Origin of the sequence: Caballeronia sp. PC1 (assembly GCF_021353155.1) — a bacterium.
Lineage (GTDB): Bacteria > Pseudomonadota > Gammaproteobacteria > Burkholderiales > Burkholderiaceae > Caballeronia > Caballeronia cordobensis.
The window spans coordinates 521,633-541,338 of record NZ_JAJUBH010000002.1 but is presented as its reverse complement, the minus strand read 5'-3'; the positions used below and the strand labels follow the sequence as shown (position 1 = coordinate 541,338).

General features: G+C 62.5%; 17 protein-coding genes and 3 pseudogenes. 11 read left to right on the top strand and 9 right to left on the bottom strand.

Features of this window, described 5'->3' with window-relative positions; translation table 11 throughout:
• Positions 1–154 precede the first annotated feature (154 nt).
• On the top strand, positions 155–328 hold the full coding sequence (locus LY284_RS39050) for a SymE family type I addiction module toxin (protein WP_309243207.1): 174 nt from the start codon (positions 155–157) through the stop codon (positions 326–328).
• Here the strand turns inward: LY284_RS39050 and LY284_RS18280 are convergent.
• From LY284_RS18280 to LY284_RS18270, 3 genes are all read right to left on the bottom strand, one after another.
• Complete coding sequence (locus LY284_RS18280; protein ID WP_233387534.1) at positions 312–638, bottom strand: immunity 53 family protein; 327 nt, start codon at positions 636–638, stop codon at positions 312–314. The genes LY284_RS39050 and LY284_RS18280 overlap by 17 nt on opposite strands.
• A 1,082-nt stretch (positions 639–1,720) precedes the next feature.
• The gene (locus tag LY284_RS18275) at positions 1,721–3,208 is read right to left on the bottom strand and encodes an RHS repeat-associated core domain-containing protein (RefSeq protein WP_233387533.1); all 1,488 of its coding nucleotides are present in this window, start codon (positions 3,206–3,208) and stop codon (positions 1,721–1,723) included.
• A gap of 118 nt (positions 3,209–3,326) precedes the next feature.
• On the bottom strand, positions 3,327–3,800 hold the full coding sequence (locus tag LY284_RS18270; protein ID WP_233387532.1) for a hypothetical protein: 474 nt from the start codon (positions 3,798–3,800) through the stop codon (positions 3,327–3,329).
• A gap of 318 nt (positions 3,801–4,118) precedes the next feature.
• On the opposite strand from LY284_RS18270, the pseudogene LY284_RS18265 reads away from it, so the two are divergent.
• Positions 4,119–5,173: pseudogene (locus tag LY284_RS18265) on the top strand (IS630 family transposase).
• Here the strand turns inward: LY284_RS18265 and LY284_RS18260 are convergent.
• A complete protein-coding gene (locus LY284_RS18260; protein ID WP_233387531.1) occupies positions 5,160–6,914 on the bottom strand; it encodes an RHS repeat domain-containing protein in 1,755 nt (584 codons plus the stop codon). The pseudogene LY284_RS18265 and the gene LY284_RS18260 overlap by 14 nt on opposite strands.
• Between LY284_RS18260 and LY284_RS39250 the strand changes: the two are divergent.
• The 7 genes and pseudogenes from LY284_RS39250 to LY284_RS18230 form a co-directional block, all read left to right on the top strand.
• Positions 6,879–6,980 (top strand): annotated as a pseudogene (locus LY284_RS39250) (DUF6531 domain-containing protein); the annotation flags it as partial. The gene LY284_RS18260 and the pseudogene LY284_RS39250 overlap by 36 nt on opposite strands.
• A 7-nt stretch (positions 6,981–6,987) precedes the next feature.
• The gene (locus LY284_RS18255; protein WP_233387530.1) at positions 6,988–8,046 is read left to right on the top strand and encodes an RHS repeat domain-containing protein; all 1,059 of its coding nucleotides are present in this window, start codon (positions 6,988–6,990) and stop codon (positions 8,044–8,046) included.
• A 1,057-nt stretch (positions 8,047–9,103) separates the two neighbouring features.
• Entirely contained in the window at positions 9,104–10,015 is a 912-nt protein-coding gene (locus LY284_RS18250) for an aldo/keto reductase (protein WP_233388375.1), read from the top strand.
• A 10-nt stretch (positions 10,016–10,025) separates the two neighbouring features.
• Positions 10,026–10,448, top strand: coding sequence for a DUF1810 domain-containing protein (locus LY284_RS18245; RefSeq protein WP_233387529.1), 423 nt, complete (start codon positions 10,026–10,028; stop codon positions 10,446–10,448).
• Between the two features lie 56 nt (positions 10,449–10,504).
• On the top strand, positions 10,505–10,720 hold the full coding sequence (locus LY284_RS18240; protein WP_077158416.1) for a DUF2945 domain-containing protein: 216 nt from the start codon (positions 10,505–10,507) through the stop codon (positions 10,718–10,720).
• A 168-nt stretch (positions 10,721–10,888) separates the two neighbouring features.
• Positions 10,889–11,326 (top strand): PRC-barrel domain-containing protein, encoded by a 438-nt coding sequence (locus tag LY284_RS18235; RefSeq protein WP_014250767.1) that lies wholly within the window; start codon positions 10,889–10,891, stop codon positions 11,324–11,326.
• 104 nt (positions 11,327–11,430) lie between these two features.
• On the top strand, positions 11,431–12,423 hold the full coding sequence (locus LY284_RS18230; protein WP_233387528.1) for an MDR family oxidoreductase: 993 nt from the start codon (positions 11,431–11,433) through the stop codon (positions 12,421–12,423).
• A 4-nt stretch (positions 12,424–12,427) separates the two neighbouring features.
• Here LY284_RS18230 and LY284_RS18225 read toward each other — a convergent pair whose 3' ends face one another.
• Complete coding sequence (locus tag LY284_RS18225) at positions 12,428–14,134, bottom strand: methyl-accepting chemotaxis protein (RefSeq protein ID WP_233387527.1); 1,707 nt, start codon at positions 14,132–14,134, stop codon at positions 12,428–12,430.
• Between the two features lie 294 nt (positions 14,135–14,428).
• Between LY284_RS18225 and LY284_RS18220 the strand changes: the two genes are divergently transcribed.
• Entirely contained in the window at positions 14,429–15,685 is a 1,257-nt protein-coding gene (locus LY284_RS18220; protein ID WP_233387526.1) for an aminotransferase class V-fold PLP-dependent enzyme, read from the top strand.
• A gap of 3 nt (positions 15,686–15,688) precedes the next feature.
• Here the strand turns inward: LY284_RS18220 and LY284_RS18215 are convergent.
• Positions 15,689–16,546: pseudogene (locus LY284_RS18215) on the bottom strand (NAD-dependent protein deacetylase); the annotation flags it as partial.
• Positions 16,547–16,673: 127 nt separating this feature from the next.
• Here LY284_RS18215 and LY284_RS18210 point away from each other — a divergent pair.
• On the top strand, positions 16,674–17,684 hold the full coding sequence (locus LY284_RS18210; protein WP_053569193.1) for a zinc-binding alcohol dehydrogenase family protein: 1,011 nt from the start codon (positions 16,674–16,676) through the stop codon (positions 17,682–17,684).
• A gap of 8 nt (positions 17,685–17,692) precedes the next feature.
• On the opposite strand, the gene LY284_RS18205 is transcribed toward LY284_RS18210, so the two are convergent.
• The 3 genes from LY284_RS18205 to LY284_RS18195 form a co-directional block, all read right to left on the bottom strand.
• A complete protein-coding gene (locus tag LY284_RS18205) occupies positions 17,693–18,091 on the bottom strand; it encodes a GFA family protein (protein WP_053569192.1) in 399 nt (132 codons plus the stop codon).
• 34 nt (positions 18,092–18,125) lie between these two features.
• Positions 18,126–18,668, bottom strand: coding sequence for a hypothetical protein (locus LY284_RS18200; RefSeq protein ID WP_233387524.1), 543 nt, complete (start codon positions 18,666–18,668; stop codon positions 18,126–18,128).
• A gap of 203 nt (positions 18,669–18,871) precedes the next feature.
• Complete coding sequence (locus tag LY284_RS18195; protein ID WP_233388373.1) at positions 18,872–19,489, bottom strand: OmpW family protein; 618 nt, start codon at positions 19,487–19,489, stop codon at positions 18,872–18,874.
• Between the last annotated feature and the right edge of the window lie 217 nt (positions 19,490–19,706).

Here is a 19,706-nt window from a genome sequence, read left to right as displayed (position 1 = left end):
TTACTACGGCGTGAAGCGCTAGCAGTCGTCCCAACGGCAGTCGCACGCCTGCGATAAGCACCCACACCGAGCGGTTCAGCGCGCCGGCGAGATGCACCCGCCGGTGTCGATCGTGATCAGCAGATCTGAGGTTTTTCAACACGCGGTAGGTTAGATCCAGTCGCAGCGCGAGAGCCGCTCAACGAAACCGTACTGGCAACGTCCCGAGCCACCGAGTTTTCCGTGGCTCAAACGCGCCGGGCGGTGGATTGAGCAGACAGGGTTTGAAGCAGGGCAGCGTGTGACGATCAATGATGAGCAGGGACGGCTGATTAGAACTGCCGAGTAGAAACACGAAGGGCCGCGTCAGCGACCCTTCGTGTCCATTGAATCCAATCAACAGCTAGCGTAAGCAGTTCTTGCAAATTTCGGGGGCCGCCGTATCCATTGAACTCCGTTTCCGTTGTTTGAACCGTAATCCAATCGGTTTCACTGCGCTCAAGACTCACGTTCGTCAATTTTCTAGCGGTTGCTCCAGTTATCTTTACCTTCCAGCCTGGATTATCAATGTTGGCGATTTCGACACCGAATGAATGTTCCCAGGCATCGTCACATTGGCTTGCATACCAGCTTTGCAACACATCGATTAAGTTCATCATCGGCACAACCCTTGGCGTCTTGCAAGTTCACGGGCCACTCGAACATCCTGCTTGGTTGCTACTCTTGCAACTTCCATCTTTTTGAATGTAGTTATCATGCCGTTTGGTGCAACGTTAATCTTTCTCGTTTGCACATGCGGCGTTGGAATATCGACACCCGTCGCCTTATCGAAGTGCGAAGCGCCCTGCAAGTCGATATGGGTCTCGTCTTTCGAGCCCGGAACTGTGTTGTCAGTACATTTTGGAAGGCAGTTGCAACGGTATCGACGCCGATTGTAATGCAGACCCGACTCTGTTCGCCTGGACGCAAACTCCCCACGCGTCGGGCGCAATCCCTTATCCGGCAAGCCCTCCAGACGATCGGCCGGCGTCCAGGAGGAATTTTCCTCCAGAGTCGCATTCTGCGTCGCGAACGGCAACAAGCCATGTCTGCGAACACATACAACAGCCCGATGCAGCACATTGGCCAGCGAAGTAAGTTGCCTGCGCGAGGTGCAGGCCATCGTAGTATGAACGGATTCATGCACGTGAGTATAGCCGCGCCGATCATCATCCGGCCGGAGCCGACGGCGGCCGCAGGTTGACGGCAGAGGCGGCGGAACAGGGCCGATGCACACCGGCGCTCCACGCTCGCGCACGTCTTTGCGCACTGCCGCGCCCTGGCTGATCATTACCGCCGAATGAACGAAGGGCCGCGTCAGCGGCCCTTCGTTTAACTATCTGGACGTGACGAGCCGAAATTGTTCAACTTTGTCTTTACGATTTCAGACAAACATATTGGACAAACATATTTCATTTCAGAAGTAATTTTTGTTATGAGAAGTCGATCATTCAGTTTTTTTTGCACAACATCTCTATCGTGCAAAACGACTTCTCCATGCGAATGTTTTGGCAAAAAATGATCTAGATATTCATCGTCTACCCAATACTCGCTCCAACGCTCGCTTGAATATATTCGGAGTTTCGTGATCGATATTCCGCCTAAATTGTCATTAAAGTCAGCCTTCGCTAAGAGAGGGGAGGTAATCGTAAATCGTTGAACCCCGTGCTTTTTGCAGATTCCCGGCTTCACTTTCAACTCCTTATAAACCTAGTCGCTTAAGAAATTTGAACTGAGCACCGGGTTCTTTTGGCACATTCACGCCACCCGCTCTAAGAACATCACCGACATGAGTTACGCAGCTACGATGCTTTGTGTCATAAGCGGGTCCGATTTTATTCAAATTTTCTTTCTGAAAATTTTGTGCGGACTTAGCGTCAGGTAGATCGACTGTTCCCGATTTTGCTAGAGGATCTGTTTTCGGATCCAACATTGTCAGGTCATTGCTAATCATGGTATCTGTGCCTGGAGCTCCCAATTGATGCGTTTTAAGCACACTACCACCGTGCTCCACGGAAACTGAATAGTGACCATACGCGTTATCTGGGCCGCGATTATCGTACCAATTTATCGTGGCTTTTCCGCCAGAAGTCAGGCCACGGGGATCAATCCAGCCAATCGGATTGGGCGCGTATTGGTAGACGTTGAGTCCACCTTGCAATCCAATCGGGTCCTTCGAGATAAACCGTCCCGTCTTCGGATCATAATACCGATGCCGGTTGTAATGCAGCCCCGTCTCATGATCATGGTATTGCCCCTGGAAGCGCAGCGGATTGCTGATCCCCGCCCTGCGTGCCGCCGTACTGATCGCCTCCTTCGCCTCGCCCCACGCCTTGTAATGCGCGCTCCACGCCACCTCACCTTGAGCGTCCGTGATTTCCTGCGGCGTGCCCAGATGATCGCACTGATAGTAGCCGATCTGCGCAAACGCCACCGGCTCCGTCACCGATATCCACAACGGATCCCGGTCGATGTCGTAACGCCCTTCATACACCGGCTGCGCGTGCAGCCCGATATAGCCGCTCTGGCTCGCCTGCGCCAGCGGCACGAAACCGCCCGGCTCGTACACGTAATGCGTCGTGCGCGCCTGACCACCCGCGTATGCGTCGCCACTCTCCCACGCCAGCGTATCGCCATCCCATCCATACAGCGTCGCGCCTGCGCCTCGTCCATCCGCATCCGGTGCACGTAGCCCCTGCGCCGTGGATTCCTTCAGGATGCGCCGGCCCAGTGCGTCGTAGTGGTACGCCACCCGCATGGTCGGGCTGCTCGAACTCACGAGCCGGTCGAACAAATCCCACCGATACTCCGTCTGCTCGCCCTGTTGCGTCCGCTGCGTCAGGTTCCCAAACTCATCGTAGCGATAGTGCGTGCCTGCGTAACCCTTCAGCAAGTTATCCAGCAGCACCGGCCGCCCCTGAATGCGGCTCGCGTACTCCGCCGTCCCTCGTTCGGAGTCGGCCTCGATGCGCCGCGTGTGCGGATCGTCCAGCAGATTGCCCGCCGGATCGAACGCAAAACGCTCCTCGCCCTGCGCGCTGAGCGCCGACAGCAACCGCCCCGCCGGGTCATAACGGTAATCCAGATCGCCGCGCCGCACATCGCGGATCGCCTGCAACTGGCCCGCGCCATCGTAGCGGTACTCACGCATCTGCAGGCGCTTGCCACCCGGCGTTTCGTGACTCGCCATCTTGATTGAGAACGCCGGATTTCACGCAGGGCAGCGCGTCAAGATCAACGTTGAACACGGGCCGACGACCATTACCGCCGAATGAACAAAGGGCTGCGCAGCGGCCCTTTTGTGTTTGCTAATTGATCTGCTTACCGTCAATCCATAACCCGGGTTTGGAGACCGTTCCGGTCTTCAATACACACTCGCAACCCAACATGCGCTCATCAGCAATGTAGCAGGTCCCGAGGTACTTAGAATTTTCGATTGAGAAGAACTCTAGTTCCTTGCGTTGATCAAGTGTGGAGAGCACAGCAATCAACTCGTCAATGCCGAATGTTTCCTTGCCGATAGTCTGCGTGTATTTCAGGCGTCGATTCGCTTGATTCAGCGCAAACGAAACAATACAACTTTGCGGATTGTCCGCCTTCTCCATAAAGCTGTCAGACGCAAACATCGTGCGCAGCTTTTCCGTCCACGGCTTTTCCGCCGTTTGATCGAGCAGTTTTGTGAGGTAAGCAACATCGTTTTTCATAAGTGCGATACCTTTACACCCGTTCTCGTACCTTCCTGAAGCATCTCTGGTTCGCCCCATTCCGTCCAATGGGTCCATCCCCAACTCCATGAATCTCCTGGTTGTGGAGGACCCTTTGGAACCGATAAAAGCACACCACCAGGGCCGTCCTTATTCGCATTGTCAAGCGCGATGTCTTTGTTCGGGGTCCACGAAACATACTGACTTTTACCGGTCTGCCCCCCAGCAGCGTGTTCCTCCGGCGTCAAATTACCATGTGAATTCGCGGGACACACGATTCCCTGCTTGGCTTTCTCCAGTGCTGGATGCTTTGCGCTTACGCCTCTATACAAGAGAGGGCTACTAGTGGACTGTAACGTTTAAATGGGAAGTATCATTGCGTCTTGGGAGGACGCGATGAACTTGACCGAAAGCGAAATCATGGAACTGCAGCGGCGAGCCAGTGCGAGGACCGTGCGAGCGGATTCGGCACGTCGCGCTCGCCTGATCTTGCTGCTCGCTGACGGGCTGACCTGGTCGGAGATCAGAGCCAAGCTCGATTGCAGCGACAGCTACATCGATCGCTGGAGCAAGCGCTTCGCTGCGGAGCGGTTGGCGGGCTTGTTCGCTCGTCACACCGGGCGCGAACGCTACAAGGTGACCGATCGCGTGGAAGCACGAGTGCTTGCGCGTACGACCAGGCACACGCCCGCGGACGGCTCCACGCACTGGTCCACGCGCAAGCTCGCGGCCGAACTCGGCGGCGACATCTCGCACATGACTGTGGCCCGCATCTGGGCCAACACGGCATCAAGCCGCATCGGCTGGAGGGCTACCTTGCCTCCAATGACCCGGACTTCGAGACCAAGGCGGCCGATGTCATCGGGCTGTATCTCAACCCGCCGCAGCATGCGGCCGTATTCAGCGTCGACGAGAAGACTGCCATTCAGGCGCTCGATCGCAAAGACCCTGTGCTACCCCTGTCGCCGGGACGCGCCGAGCGTCACGGCTTCGAGTACCTCAGACACGGCACGCTTTCGCTGTACGCCGCCTTCAATACAAAGACTGGCGAAGTCCTCGGCAAGACGGCAACGCGGCATACCTCGGCCGAGTTCGTAGCGTTCCTGAGCGACCTCGTGGCCAACCAACCCCGCGGCAAAGAAATTCATGTCATTGCCGACAACCTCTCGGCGCACAAGACCCGGCAGGTCGATGCGTTTCTCAGCGAGCACCCGCAAGTTCATATGCACTTCACCCCGACCTATTCGTCCTGGCTCAACCAGGTGGAGTTATGGTTCGCCAAGATCGAGCGTGACGTGATCTCGCGCGGCGTGTTCACCTCGGTACCCGATCTCAAGCGAAAGCTCATGCGCTACATCCGCAAATACAACGAGCAACCCAAACCCGTAAAGTGGAAGTACTTTGACCCAACACGTCGAATTACTCCCGTTTCAATCGTTACAGGCCACTAGTCAGTCCGAGCGGATCGATCCCACCGACCGGATTAGCATTAGCGTACTGGTAATAATTGAATCCACCCGCCAAGCCGATGGGGTCTTTACTTAGGTAGCGCCCCGTTGCCGGATCATAGTACCGGTTGCGATTGTAATGCAGCCCCGTCTCATGATCGTGGTATTGCCCCTGGAAGCGCAGCGGATTGCTGATCCCCGCCCTGCGTGCCGCCGTACTGATCGCCTCCTTCGCCTCGCCCCACGCCTTGTAATGCGCGCTCCACGCCACCTCACCTTGAGCGTCCGTGATTTCCTGCGGCGTGCCCAGATGATCGCACTGATAGTAGCCGATCTGCGCAAACGCCACCGGCTCCGCCACCGATACCCACAACGGATCCCGGTCGATGTCGTAACGCCCTTCATACACCGGCTGCGCGTGCAGCCCGATATACCCGCTCTGGCTCGCCTGCGCTAGCGGCACGAAACCGCCCGGCTCGTACACATAATGCGTCGTGCGCGCCTGACCGCCAGCGTATGCGTCGCCACTCTCCCACGCCAGCGTATCGCCATCCCATCCATACAGCGTCGCGCCTGCGCCTCGTCCATCCGCATCCGGTGCGCGTAGCCCCTGCGCCGTGGATTCCTTCAGGATGCGCCGGCCCAGTGCGTCGTAGTGGTACGCCACCCGCATGGTCGGGCTGCTCGAACTCACGAGCCGGTCGAACAAATCCCACCGATACTCCGTCTGCTCGCCCTGTTGCGTCCGCTGCGTCAGGTTCCCAAACTCATCGTAGCGATAGTGCGTGGCTTGCCCGTGGTGGGCAACATCATCGCGCTGGTGTCGGTGGCGCTGGACGTGAAGGATCTGTACGAGAAGAAATCGGCCGATGCCCTGGACTATGTGGACATCGGCGTGGACCTGATCGGGGTGATCCCGATGCCGGCGAATCTGGCGGCGATGCGCATGAGCCTGCGCCCGATGCTCGGCGTGGTGCGTCAGGAACTGGTCGCGCAGGGCAAGCTGCTGGTGAAGGACTACGCGAAGGCAACCTTGAGCGACACGTTGGTGGGCCTGCTGGCCGATCACCTGAACGCGACGATCATCGGCGATCTGGAGACGTTCGTACGCGAGGCCGAGAACAGGCTCGACGAGATGCTCAAGGCGGCGGGCGAGTTGCTGGAGACGATGCTGCATCAGTTGGCCAATGGCCTGAAGCAGGCCGCGCTGGGCAAGCTCGACGCGTCGGGTAACGCACGGCAGGCGGCGAGCGAGGCGCACGAGGCTGCGGCCACCTTCGTGCACGATCCGTCGAAGAGCATCGCCATGGGCTGGAGCGCGTTGTGGCATGCGCAACAGGTTGCGATGGGGACGGCATCGAATACGCTGGTCAATGCCGCGACCACGGCGCATCAGCGCGCGGAGATGGCCGCCGTCGTCGAGGCAGAAATCAAGAAGATGGCGTCGATGTGCCGCCAGGCGCTGGCGGCGCTGGCGAACCCGCGCACCGGCGCGATTGCGAAGCTGCTGACGATTCTGGTGAGCCTTATCGCGGCGTGGCGCAAGAAGCACGCTCGCGGCAAGAACCTCAACATCAAGGAACAGGAAGTCAGTCAGGCGAAGAAGCAGAATGGCAAGGGCAAGCTCGAGTCCAAGCATGTTGAAGCGGACTCGGAGAGCGACCCCGGCTGCAAGAACTGCCCCGCGCCCGCCAATACCGGCCGCAGCATCAGCTTCGCGCGCGGCGCCGAGCAGCTCACGCACGAGGACTTCTCGCTGGCGGGCGTGTTCGCGCTGGACTGGGCGCGCATGTATCGCTCGGATCATGACGCCTACGATGCCAGTCCCCTGGGGCGCGCGCTGGAGCTCGCCCTTCACCACGCGGCTGGACATCATCGATCGCGGCGCACGGCCCGAACTGCTGCGCTATCACGGCGCGGACGGTCGCACGCACGAGTGGCCGCAGCCGAAGGTCGGCGCGTTTCACTACGACGCCATCGAGAACGTGACGCTGGTGCGCGTGGCGGAGAACAGCGTGGCGGTGTGCCGCGGCGTCGAGACGAAGGAAACCTACGAGCGCCATGGCAAGCACTATCGGCTGGTGAACATCACGCTGCGCAACGGCGCAGCTGTGGCGCTGGCCTACGAGCACGCGGGCGAAGCGAATGCGCTCACGCCCTCCGACCTGATGAGCCATCACGGCGACGATATCCACGCGCACGTGCATACGATTGCCGACAAGACGGGTCATATCACGCAGATATGGCTGATCGACGAAGGCAAGCCGGTGCGGCAACTGGCGGCATATGAATACGACGAGGCGGGCGATCTGGTGTCGGCCACCGACGAGCACGGCGCGCAACGCGGCTACGCGTACGCTCACCATCTGCTCACCCGCTACACCGACCGCACCGGACGCGGCATGAACCTGCGCTGGCACGGCACGGAGCCGACCGCGAAGGCGGTGCGCGAATGGGCCGACGACGGCAGCTACGACACGAAGCTGGAATGGGATCCGGATATCCGCCTGACCTACGTGACGGACGCCCACGGCAACGAGACCTGGTACTACTACGACATTCTGGGCTACACCTACCGGGTGCGGCACGCCGATGGCCTGTCGGAATGGTTCTTCCGCGACGCGGCCAAGAACGTGGTGCGTCATCTGCACACCGATGGCAGCAGCGACGAGTACACGTATGACGATCGCAGCAACATGGTTTCGCACACGCGCGCCGATGGCAGCACGGTGCACTTTGCGTACGACGAGCAGGACAATCTGCTAAAGATTCGCGACGCCGAGGGCGGCCTGTGGAAGCGCGATTACGACCAGAAGGGCTATCTGACGCAAGAGAAAGCACTCCATGACGCCACAATGAAAGCGAATGACGGCTGAACTGACGATCGACTCATGAGTTTGATTTCCTTTTGAGATTTTGATGAGGGTCGAGGGTCTGCACTCTATCAGGGATGCAAACCGTCTTCTCTTGCAGTTTCGTAGGTCGAAACTTTTTGACAATGTTGTCGATGCCGGTCCGTTTTTTGGGCCGTCGCTCAGCTATCATGTTTGCGCTGCTCCATTTCGTGGAGATAGACCGCGTAATAGCCCCGACGAACCAATTCCTCCGTTCAACGGAGCCTTTCAGTCTCATTTCTTCTTGCCTGACGGAGTCTTCCCGGGAGACTCCATGCCCTTCTCTAATTAATATAATTAAAACGGTCACTCAGATGCGAGCGACCGCTAGAGACATCGAAGAGAAGCGATCAATTCCACGCGGCAAACATAGTCTATTCAATACTGCTTTTAGTCATTTAATTTCGATAAAACAACGAAATTAATTTCAAGCCGTTCGGCAGTATTTTTGAGGAAACTCCGAACCTGCTTGTTCACCGTTGCCCGAATCGACGGTCAGCATTATCCTGTGCTCGGTCGAACCCGTCTTTTCATCTGGGCTTTTACGGTTGTGAGCTTCGTTGAAGCAAATCCGGGCTTTATCCCCTACCGAAGGCTGCTCTGCATTGAACGACCAGCCTTTCCCCGCGCGCACTTCGCGCCAACTTCGCATTCGGCATTGAGGAAATGAAAAAACGCAGGAAGAGCAACGAAATATTTGATCGAGGCTACGTCATTAAATCTCTCGTCAATTTAAGCTGTGCGGCATTGTCAGAATTTCTGAGAGACAACGATCAACTATGCCAGCCCGGAACATTGCAAAACCAATTATGGATCATCTTTTGCATTGTTATTTTCAGCAGAATACGCACAGGGATTCTGCGCTAATAGTCCCCGATACCATCGCATGAGAAATGGCAATTTCAGGTTCGCTATGCAGAAGGCGAAGGCAAAATCAAATAGCACTATCCGAGTACACTCGCTTCTGTCGTCCATCGAACATCGGAATACACGAGTACGAGAAACCGCGTCGCACTCCGGACTGAGGTCTTCCCCGCCCATGCCCACCCGCCGCCACTTCCTCCGCACGGCCACCGCAACCGCCCTCGCGACGCACCTCGCCCACGCGCCCCGCGCCGCTGAAACACAGCCCATGCATACCCGCCCCATCCCCTCGACGGGCGAAAAGCTGCCCATCGTCGGCTGCGGCACCTGGCGCACCTTCGACGCCGGCGACGACTTAGCCCGCCGCCGCGAACTCGCCGGTGTCCTGCGCGCGCTCTTCGCGGCCGGCGGCTCGGTGATCGATTCATCGCCGATGTACGGCTCGTCCGAAGCCGTCGCGGGCGCGCTGCTCGCCGAATCGAACACCCGGAACAAGGCGTTCATCGCCACCAAGGTCTGGACCGACGGACGCGCAGCCGGCATCGCGCAGATGGAGCAATCGATGCGCTTGTGGCAAACCGATCGCATCGACCTGATGCAGATCCACAACCTGCTCGACTGGCGCACGCACCTCGCCACCCTGCGCGACTGGAAAGCCGCCGGGAAAATCCGCTACATCGGCATCACGCACTACACGTCGAGCGCGTTTGCCCAGGTCGAAGCGGTGCTGCGCTCGGAGCGCATCGACTTCGTGCAGATCAACTACGCCGCCAACGACCGCGACGCCGAAGCGCGCCTCCTGCCGCTCGCAGCCGAACGCGGCGTCGCGGTGATCGTCAACCAACCCTTCGGCGGCGGCTCGCTGCTCGCCAGCCTGCGCAACCGCCCGCTGCCCGCGTTCGCACAGACGCTCGGCTGCACGTTGTGGGCACAGCTCCTGCTCAAATTCGTGCTGGGCCACCCCGCCGTCACCTGCGTGATTCCCGGCACGGGACGGCCCGAATACATGATCGACAACGCGCACGCGGGCATCGGCGTCTATCCGGATGCCGCGATGAAACAGCGCATCGCCGATGCGATCCCGTAAGGAGCCCATCATGAGCGATCCCCACGACCTTCAACGTTTCGTCGATGCGCAGGCCAGCGTCATCGATGATGTCCGCGCCGAGCTTTCCGCCGGCCGCAAACGCACGCACTGGATGTGGTTCGTCTTTCCGCAGATCGCCGGCCTCGGGCACAGCGCGATGGCGCAGCATTACGCGATCTCGTCGCGCGACGAAGCCCGCGCCTATCTCGCGCATCCGGTGCTCGGCGCGCGGCTCGTCGAGCTGACGCGCATCGTCAACGGCGTGCAGGGACGCGGCGTCGAGGAGATTTTCGGCTATCCGGACGACCTGAAATTCCATTCGTCGATGACGCTCTTCGCCCACGTCGCCGACGACCCAGCCGTCTTCGACGAAGCCCTGCGCCGCTATTTCGACGGCCACGCCGACGACGCAACGCTCGCCCGCCTCGCATGACGGGCATGGCCGTTGCGCTGCCCGAAACACCCCTGTTTCGCGAGGAGCCCGACGCCATGAGCCAGTCCTTCAAGCTGCACGATCACGTCCGCTGGAACACGCCGCAAGGCGAGACGACTGGCCGCATCGTGCGCATCGTCACCGAACGCACGACGCTCGACGGCCACACCGTCAACGCCTCGCGCGACGATCCGCACTTCGAAGTGGAAAGCGACAAGAGCGGCAAGCGCGCCGTGCACAAGGCCGGCGCGCTCAAGCGCATCGCTGGCTGAAAACCTTTCATCGCGCGCGCATGCTCGCACTATTCCGGTGCGCGCGCGGCGCGACCTTACACCGTTGCTGCAAAAACCCCGATTAGCGGTCAAACTTCTACCGCGCTGAAAAATCGAAACGCGCATTCCATAGAACCGCTTTGCCCAATCCTTTGAGGAATCGAACCAATGAAATCGAAACTCGTGGCACTGCTCGTTGCATCGTCGGCACTCGGCCTGACTTCCACGGCATCGTTCGCCCAGGTTGCGGGAAGCCAGCCGCTCGGCGTGTCGGTCGAAGTCTCGACGGCCATCATTGACGGCTGGAGCGTCAAGAAGTCCGTCCTCAATAAACCGGTCGTGAACGAACAGGGGCAGCGCGTCGGCGTGATCAACGACATCATCGTCGCGCCGGACAAGTCGGTTTCGTTCGCGATCATCGCGGCGAACAAGTTCCTCGGCGTGGCGCGTCACGACGTGGCCATTCCCATCGAGCAACTCGACGTGAAGAACGGCCAGTTCGTGCTCGCGGGCGCGACCAAGGACGCGATCAAGGCGCTCCCCGAGTTTCAGTACAACAAGGTGAAGACCACGCCCAAGCCGCGCGCGGAATACGAGCATCATTGATGCCTGGTGTCACAGCGTCACAGCGTCATAGCGTCATGACGTCGTAGTGTCACGGCGAGGCGGCCGCGCGCCGCCTCGCCGTCTGCCGTCAACCGGAGCCCCCGATGTTCAACGCCCTCATGCTCGACAAACAGGACGAGCGCACCGTCGCGTCCATTCGGTCGATCGACGAAGCCAGCCTTGCATCGTCCGGGAACGGCGACGTGCTCGTGCGCGTCGAATTCTCCACGCTCAATTACAAGGACGGACTCGCGATCACGGGCAAGGGCCCGGTCGTGCGTCAATGGCCGATGGTGCCCGGCATCGACTTCGCGGGCGTCGTCGAAACGAGTTCGCATCCGGACTACAAGCCCGGCGACAAGGTCGTGCTCAACGGCTGGGGCGCGGGCGAAACGCATTGGGGCGGGCTCGCGCAGAAGGCGCGCGTGCCGGGCGATCATCTGATCGCGCTGGCCGCGAACATCACGACGCGCCAGGCGATGGCGGTCGGCACCGCGGGCTATACCGCGATGCTGTGCGTGCAGGCGCTGGAGAAGCACGGGGTCGCGGCGCAAGACGGCGACGTGCTCGTGACCGGCGCGAACGGCGGCGTCGGCAGCTTCGCGGTCGCGATTCTGGCGAGGCGCGGCTATCGCGTGATCGCGTCCACCGGACGTCCCGAGGAAGCGGCGCGGCTGCGCGAGCTGGGCGCGGCGGATATCGTCGAGCGCGCGGCGCTGTCGGAACCGGGCAAGCCGCTGCAAAAGGAACGATGGGCCGCAGCCGTCGATTGCGTCGGCAGCCATACGCTCGCCAACGTCTGCGCGAGCCTGCGCTACGGCGGCGCGGTCGCCGCGTGCGGCCTCGCGCAAGGCATGGATCTGCCGGCGACGGTCGCGCCGTTCATTCTGCGCGGCGTCGCGTTGCTGGGCGTGGACAGCGTCTACGTGCCGCGCGCACGGCGCATCGCCGCATGGAATGCGATCGCCGACGAAGTGCCAGTCGCGACCATCGAAAGCGTCGCGACGACGATCCCGCTCGCCGACGCGCCCGAAGCCGCCGCGCGGCTCTTGCGCGGCGAAATCAAGGGGCGCGTGATCGTCGACGTCAACGCCTGAGGCGTCAGAACGTGCTCCAGCCGTCGTCGGCGGATGCCGCTGCCGTCGCCGCCGGCCTCGCTGCGGCAACTTTCGCGACGGCGCGCGGCGCGGGCTTCGCAACTGGCGCGCGCGCCGTACGAGGCGCGTTCGGCTTGAACGCCGCCGGTGCGCCTTCCACCGTGAAAAACGCCACCGCTTCGTTGAGCCTGCGCCCCTGATCTTCGAGCGACGTGGCCGCGGCCGCCGCCTCTTCGACGAGCGCGGCGTTCTGCTGCGTGACTTCGTCCATCTGCGTGATCGCCTGATTCACCTGCTCGATGCCGCGTCCCTGCTCCGCCGACGCCGCCGCGATCTCCTGCATGATGTCCGTCACGCGTGCGACGGCCTGCGTGACTTCGGCCATCGTCGTGCCCGCTTCGTCCACGAGCACGGAGCCGTCGCGCACTTTATCGACCGACGCCGCGATGAGTTCCTTGATCTCCTTCGCCGCCGTCGAGGAACGCTGCGCGAGGCTGCGCACTTCGCTCGCCACGACCGCGAAACCGCGTCCCTGCTCGCCCGCGCGCGCGGCTTCCACCGCCGCGTTGAGCGCGAGGATATTGGTCTGGAACGCAATGCCTTCGATGATCCCGGTGATGTCCGCGATCTTGTCCGAACTGTGGCTGATGCCGTTCATCGTTTCGACCACGCGGCCGACGACATCGCTGCCCTTTCGCGCGATATCCGACGCGTTCGACGCCAGCGTGCTCGCCTGCTGCGCATTCTCCGCGTTCTGACGCACCGTGGACGTGAGTTCTTCCATGCTCGCCGCCGTCTGCTGCAGCGAGGCGGCCTGCTCTTCGGTGCGCTGGCTCAGGTCGGTGTTGCCGGATGCGAGCTCCTTCGCCGCCCCGCCCACCGCGCCGCTGCTTTCGCGCACGCGGGCGACGGTTTCGGTGAGACGCGCGTTCATCGTGGCGAGCGCGCGCAGCAGGTCGCCGGTTTCGTCCTTCGTGTCGGCGACGATGCGGCTCGTCAGATCGCCGCGCGCCACCGTCTGCGCGATGCCGACCGCCTCGCCGATCGGCGTCGTGATCGAACGCGTGATCGTGATGCCCGCGCCGATCGCGAAGAGCGTGGCCACCGCGCACAGCGCGATCAGCAGGTTGCGCTGCACGCGATAGCCGGCCTCGTCCGCGCGCACGATCTCTTCGCGGCGCGTGGCGGTGTAGGTCGCGTAATCGTCGGTGGCCTTCACGAGTTGCGTGAGCAGCGGCCGGCACTGATCGTCGAGCTTGACGACCGCCTCTTCATGCCGTCCCGCGAGCGCGGTGGCGACGATATCCGTCGCCACCGGCCCGTACAGCGCCTCGACGCGCGCCATTTCCGCGACCAGGCTCTTCGCCTTTTCGCTCGTATCGGTCGCGGTGGCGATCATGTCCTGCAAGCGCTTGAGCCGCGTCTGCACGTCCTCGTGCGCCCGCGTGACTTCGGCCTTTTCCAGTTCGACATCGGCGGGCTTCGTGACGAGCACGAGATTGCGCGCGGCGATCGCGCGCCGATCCACGGCCGTGCGGATCTGCGCGGCGACATCGGCCCGCGCGTTGATGCCGTTGACGTAATCGGCGAAACCCGCCGTTGCGTCGGACAGCGCGCGCAGCGACATGCCTGCAACCAGCATGACCAGTACAGCCAGGATGCCGAAACCTGCGATCAACTTGTTTTTGATCGTGATGTTCTTGAGGTTCATGTTGTGGGTTCTCTCTCAGTGTCCGTTCTCGCGGATAAACGGCGTCATCGCTCGCTGCGCGCGGCGTCCCACTCCGCGCGAGCGAACGTTTGCCCGTGCTTCGGGCGCAACGCTCTTCCTGCTGATTACGGCGGCAGCGTCTACGGTCTGAAGGGTAAAAGATGCACCCGGTCCGCATTTTGTCCATGCCCGGCGGTCGGAACGACCGACGCAGTCCGGTAATCGCCTACTTGCATGCGCGATGGGCGATACTGAACGCTCGTGCTCGCTTTTCTTCCCAACCCAAGAGTTCCGATGCCCGATTCCCTCGACTTCCGCACGCCCGAATTCGAAGCAGCGCTCGCCGCGCTGCCGTCCACGCCCACGGCGAACCTCGCCGCCGACGACACCTACTGGCACGCCGTGCGCCGCCTGTGGCGCCACTCCGACGCGCTGATCAATCTGGAAAACGGCTTCTGGGGCGCGATGACCGAGCCGGTCAAGGCGATGTTTCATCACTGGACCGAGCGCGTGAACCACGAGACGACGCTGTTCATCCGGCCGCATCTGATGCCGCTGTATCAGGGCTTGCGCGAACGCCTCGCGTCGGCGATGGGCTGCGCGGTCGAGGAAATCGAGCTGACGCGCAACGCGACCGAAGCGCTGCTCGCGCTCATCAGCGGCTACAACCGTCTCGCGCCGGGCGACACCGTGCTTTACAGCGATCTCGATTACCCGTGCGGCAAGGACGCGATGGAATGGCTCCGCGAGCGGCGCGGCGTGACGCCCGTGCGCATCGTGATACCCGAGCCCGCGACGCGCGAAGCGGTTCTCGATACCTACGCGAAGGCTTTGCGCGAGCATCCGCGCGCGCGGCTCGTGCTGCTTTCACACGTGTGCTTCGCGACGGGCCTCGTGCTGCCGGTGTCCGAAATCTCGGCGATGGCGCGGGACGCAGGCGCGGACGTGATTGTCGATGCGGCGCACTCCTGGGGCCAGCTCGATTTCGACGTGTCCGATCTGAACGCACCGTTCGCCGCGCTGAATCTGCACAAGTGGATCGGCGCGCCGCTCGGCTGCGGCGCGATCTATATCCGTCGCGGCCATGTCGCGTCGATCGACCCGTATTTCGGCGACCGCTCCTGGCCCGCCGACGACATCCGCGCGCGCGTGCACACCGGCTCGCCGAACTTCGCCGCGTGGTTCACGTTGCCGGCCGCGCTCGACGTGCATCTGCGCATCGGCGCAAAGGCGAAGGAAGCGCGTCTGCGGGCCTTGCGCAACGCCTGGGCGGAGCCGGCGCGCGCGCTGCCCGGCGTGCAGATCATGACGCCCGCGGATGCCTCGATGACCGCGGGCATCACCGCGTTTCGGCTCAACGGGCACGCGACCAAGGCAGCTTGCGATGCGGTCGTCGCCGCGTTGCGCGACCGCTTCGGTGTGTTCACCGTGACGCGTCCCGGCCCCGACGCGGGCGAAGTCGTGCGCGTGACGCCCGCGCTGTTCTCGACGATGGCCGACGCGGCGCGTTTGCTCGAAGGCATCGAAACGCTGGCGCGCGAATCGAAGTAGGCGTCAGCGCGCGTCGAGGCGCTCGATCAGGCGTTCGAGCGCCTCGGAGCACGGCGCTTCGATCTTCAGCGCGAGGAGCGCGTCGGCCCGCGTCTTGCCGATGTTGATCGCGGCGATCGGCTTGCCGCTCTTCGCAGCCCATTCGCAGAAGCGATAGCCCGAATACACCATCAGCGACGAGCCGACGACGAGCATCGCGTCGGCGGCTGCGAGCGAATGCGCCGCGTCGTCGACGAGCGCGCGCGGCACGCTCTCGCCGAAGAACACCACGTCGGGCTTGAGCACGCCGCCGCAGCGCGTGCAGCCGGGCACATCGAAGGCGGCGAAGTCGAGGTCTTCTATCTGCGCGTCGCCGTCCGGCACCGCCGGCGCCGTGTGGCCGACAAAATCCGGATTCGCCGCCTCCAGCATGCGCTGCACCGCCGCGCGCGTATGCCGCTCGCCGCATTCGATGCAGCGCACGCGCCCGATATTGCCGTGCAGTTCGATCACATCGGGATTGCCCGCGCGCGTGTGCAATCCATCGACGTTCTGCGTGACCAGCCGATGCACCCGCGAGCGCGCCGCCAGCGCCCGCAAGGCGTGATGCGCGGCGTTCGGCTGGGCCTTGTCGACGACCGGCCAGCCGATCAGGCTGCGCGCCCAGTAGCGCCGCCGCGCATAGTCGGAGCCGAGAAAATCCTTCAGCAGGATCGGCGCGCGGCCGGTGCGCTGGCCCTCGCGGTCGCGATAACAGGGAATGCCCGATTCCGTGCTGATGCCCGCACCCGACAGCACGAAAAGCCGCGGATACCGTTCGACGAATTCATGAAGCTGCTGCACGTGCCATTCCTTTCGCGCGTCGGCGCGCTCGTCATCGGAATATAAGGCGAAACCGGCCGCGCCGCTGGCCTTACCACTTTCATATTAACGAAATTGGCTTGACCAAATGGACGCGCATCGTTAGATTGTGGTTCGCCCCACTCCAAAGACATCAAGAGACAAGAGCATGCTGACCGTCATTTGCGAAACGCCCGGAACCCTGAAAGCCGAACAGCGCGAGAAACCGCAGCGCGGCGAAAACGAAGTGCTGCTGCGCGTGAAGCGCGTCGGCGTGTGCGGCACGGACCTGCACATCTTCACCGGCAATCAGCCGTATCTGTCGTATCCGCGCGTGATGGGCCACGAACTCTCCGGCGTGATCGAGGAAGCAGACCCGGCGAGCGGCCTGAAGGCGGGCGACACCGTCTACGTGATGCCCTATCTTTCGTGCGGCAAGTGCATTGCATGCCGTCAGGGCAAGACCAATTGCTGCGTGAACATCCAGGTGCTCGGCGTGCATCGCGACGGCGCGTTCACCGAATATCTCAACTTGCCCGCGCAGTTCGTGCACAAGGCCGAAGGCGTCACGCTGGATCAGGCCGCGATGGTCGAATTCCTCGCGATCGGCGCGCACGCCGTGCGCCGCGCGGACGTGCAGCCGGGACAGCGCGTGCTGGTCGTCGGCGCCGGTCCGATCGGCATGGCGGCCATCACCTTCTCGCGGCTGCGCGGCGCGAACGTCACTGCGCTCGACACGCGCGAAGACCGCCTCGCGTTCTGCCAGCGCGAACTGAAGGCCGACGCGACCGTGCAGATCGGCGAGCATGACAAAGAGGAACTGTCGAAGCTGACGAACGGCGAATTCTTCGATGTCGTCTTCGACGCGACCGGCAATTCACGCGCGATGGAACGCGGCTTCGAGTTCATCGCGCATGGCGGGAAGTATGTGCTGGTATCGATCGTGCCCGATCGCATCTCGTTCGCCGATCCCGAGTTTCACAAGCGCGAAGCCACGCTGCTCGCGAGCCGCAACGCGACGCCCGAAGACTTCGAGACGGTGCTCGCCGCCATGCGAAAGGGCGAAGTGCCGACCGATGCGCTCAACACGCATCGTCTGACGCTTTCCGGCGTGCCGGAACAGTTCGCGTCGCTGCTCGATCCGAAGGCAGGCGTCGTGAAGGCGATCGTCGAGTGCTGAGGGTCTAGTCAGGGCGCGCCGCGTGCATAGCGCGGCCGCCCTTGTGCGTCGTGCCACGGCTCGGCGCTCTTGCACCAGATTTCGTACTGCGGCGGATACAGCCCGGTTTCATCGAAGATGCCGGTCGGCACTTCGATCTCGTCGACGCCATCGAACGCCAGATAAACGGGCGAACCGCACGCCGGGCAATGATGCCGCCTGCCCGTCGCGGAGCTTTGCCATGCGACGGTGTCGCCCGATACCGCGAACGCGGCGCGCGGAAAGATCGCGTAGACGCCGAACGGCGCGCCGTGAATGCGCCGGCACGTCATGCAGTGGCACAGGTTCACTTCCTTGGGCTCGCCCGTCACGCGCACCCGCACCGCGCCGCATGCGCAACCGCCTTCGTGGACCGGCTGAGGGTTCATGCGTCGTCTCCCGCGACCGGCACGCGCCGGTGATTCACCGCACGAAGTAGCCGCGGTTCGACATGCAGTCGCTATAGGCGCGCCAGTAGCGCGTCATCGGCGGTTCGGGCGGCGGAAGCGGCGGCATCTTCATGTCGCCGCCGTAGATGGCGTCGGAGGCGCCGGACGCGCCGGCCGCAATCGATGCCGGCAGTGTCGGCATCGCCGACGATGCATCGCGCGGCGCGGAAGCCCCTGCGACCGTCGCCGCCGGTGCGCCCGACGCCGCGATGGCCGCCGACGCCGGCACGGCGGCCGAAGCCCCACGCGCACCTGAAGCGAGCGCCGGCAACGGCGGCTCGACCGGACGCGGCGGCGTGAGCACGCGCGTTTCGCGCGGTGCATCGCGCGGCGCGGTCTGCGGCTCGCGCGCCATGTTCACTTTCGTCGTCTGATTGGCGTAGCCGTAGCAGGCGGCGTTATCGACCGATTGCTGCCACGAACTCTGGCTGCGTCCCGGCACGGTGAGCGGCTGCTGCGCGAAGGCGGCGCCACACGCCGCGAGCAAGGCGATTCCCGCGTAAGTGGAAGGTCTCATTGGCTTGCAGTTCCCCGATGCGGTGTTATTTGTCGTTGCAGGCCGCGCCGCTCGGCTATATGCGAACGGCGCGAGCCTGCGCCGGGCCTGCTGTCAAGGATACCGCGACCGCACAACCGTCCACGCCAGAAGCACCGGCATCTTCCGCCATTTTTCAGACGAAGCGCGGCCTCGCGCACACGCGGGAAGACCGAAGCCGCGCGTCAGAACTTCATGCCGACGCCCACGCCGATCACCCACGGATCGATCTTCAGCGAGCCGAGATCCGTGCCTTCGGCCGAGGCGCTCGTGCGCATCCAGATCTTCTTCAGATCCGCGTTGACGAAGAGATTCTTCGCCACCTGCACGTCGACGCCGACTTGCAGCGCCGGCCCGAAACTGCTGCGCTTGATCGACACCGGCGTGTCGCCGGCCTTCAGCTTGTCGTTGTAGAAGTACGTGTAGTTCAGACCCGCGCCCACGTACGGACGCACGCGGCCCGCGTGATTGAAGTGGTATTGCAGGAGCAGCGTCGGCGGCAGCACGCCCACGCCGCCGAGTCCGCCGATGCTCGACGTGACCTGGTGCCGCGATGTCGCGAGAATCAGCTCCGCGCCGATCTGATCGGTGAACATGTACGTGAAGTCGAGCTCGGGCACGATCGCATTGTTCACGCCGACGCCGAGCGTGCCCAGCGCGCCGCCCGCGGACACGTCGGGCTGAATGCTGATCGCGCGCAGCCGCACGAGCACGTCGCCCGCGTGGATGCCGTCCATCGATCCGCCCGGCGATACGTCGCCCGCTGCCTGCGCCGCGCCTGCGAACAACGCCGCGCACGCCATCGCGATTGCCCCGAGACCTTTTCTCATTTCTATCTTTCCCACGTTAAAAACGAGAATTGTCCCGGCCGCGTTGCATTGCGCCTTTGATGGCAGTCAAGCCGTCCGTGCGCGTGCACACTCGCATGCCGCGAGCTTGCGCGCCGACAAGCAACGTGTACGCAAGCCGCCCGAAAGCGGGTCCGCGCCTTGCTAAATCAAGGGGAAAGTGCAGAACAAA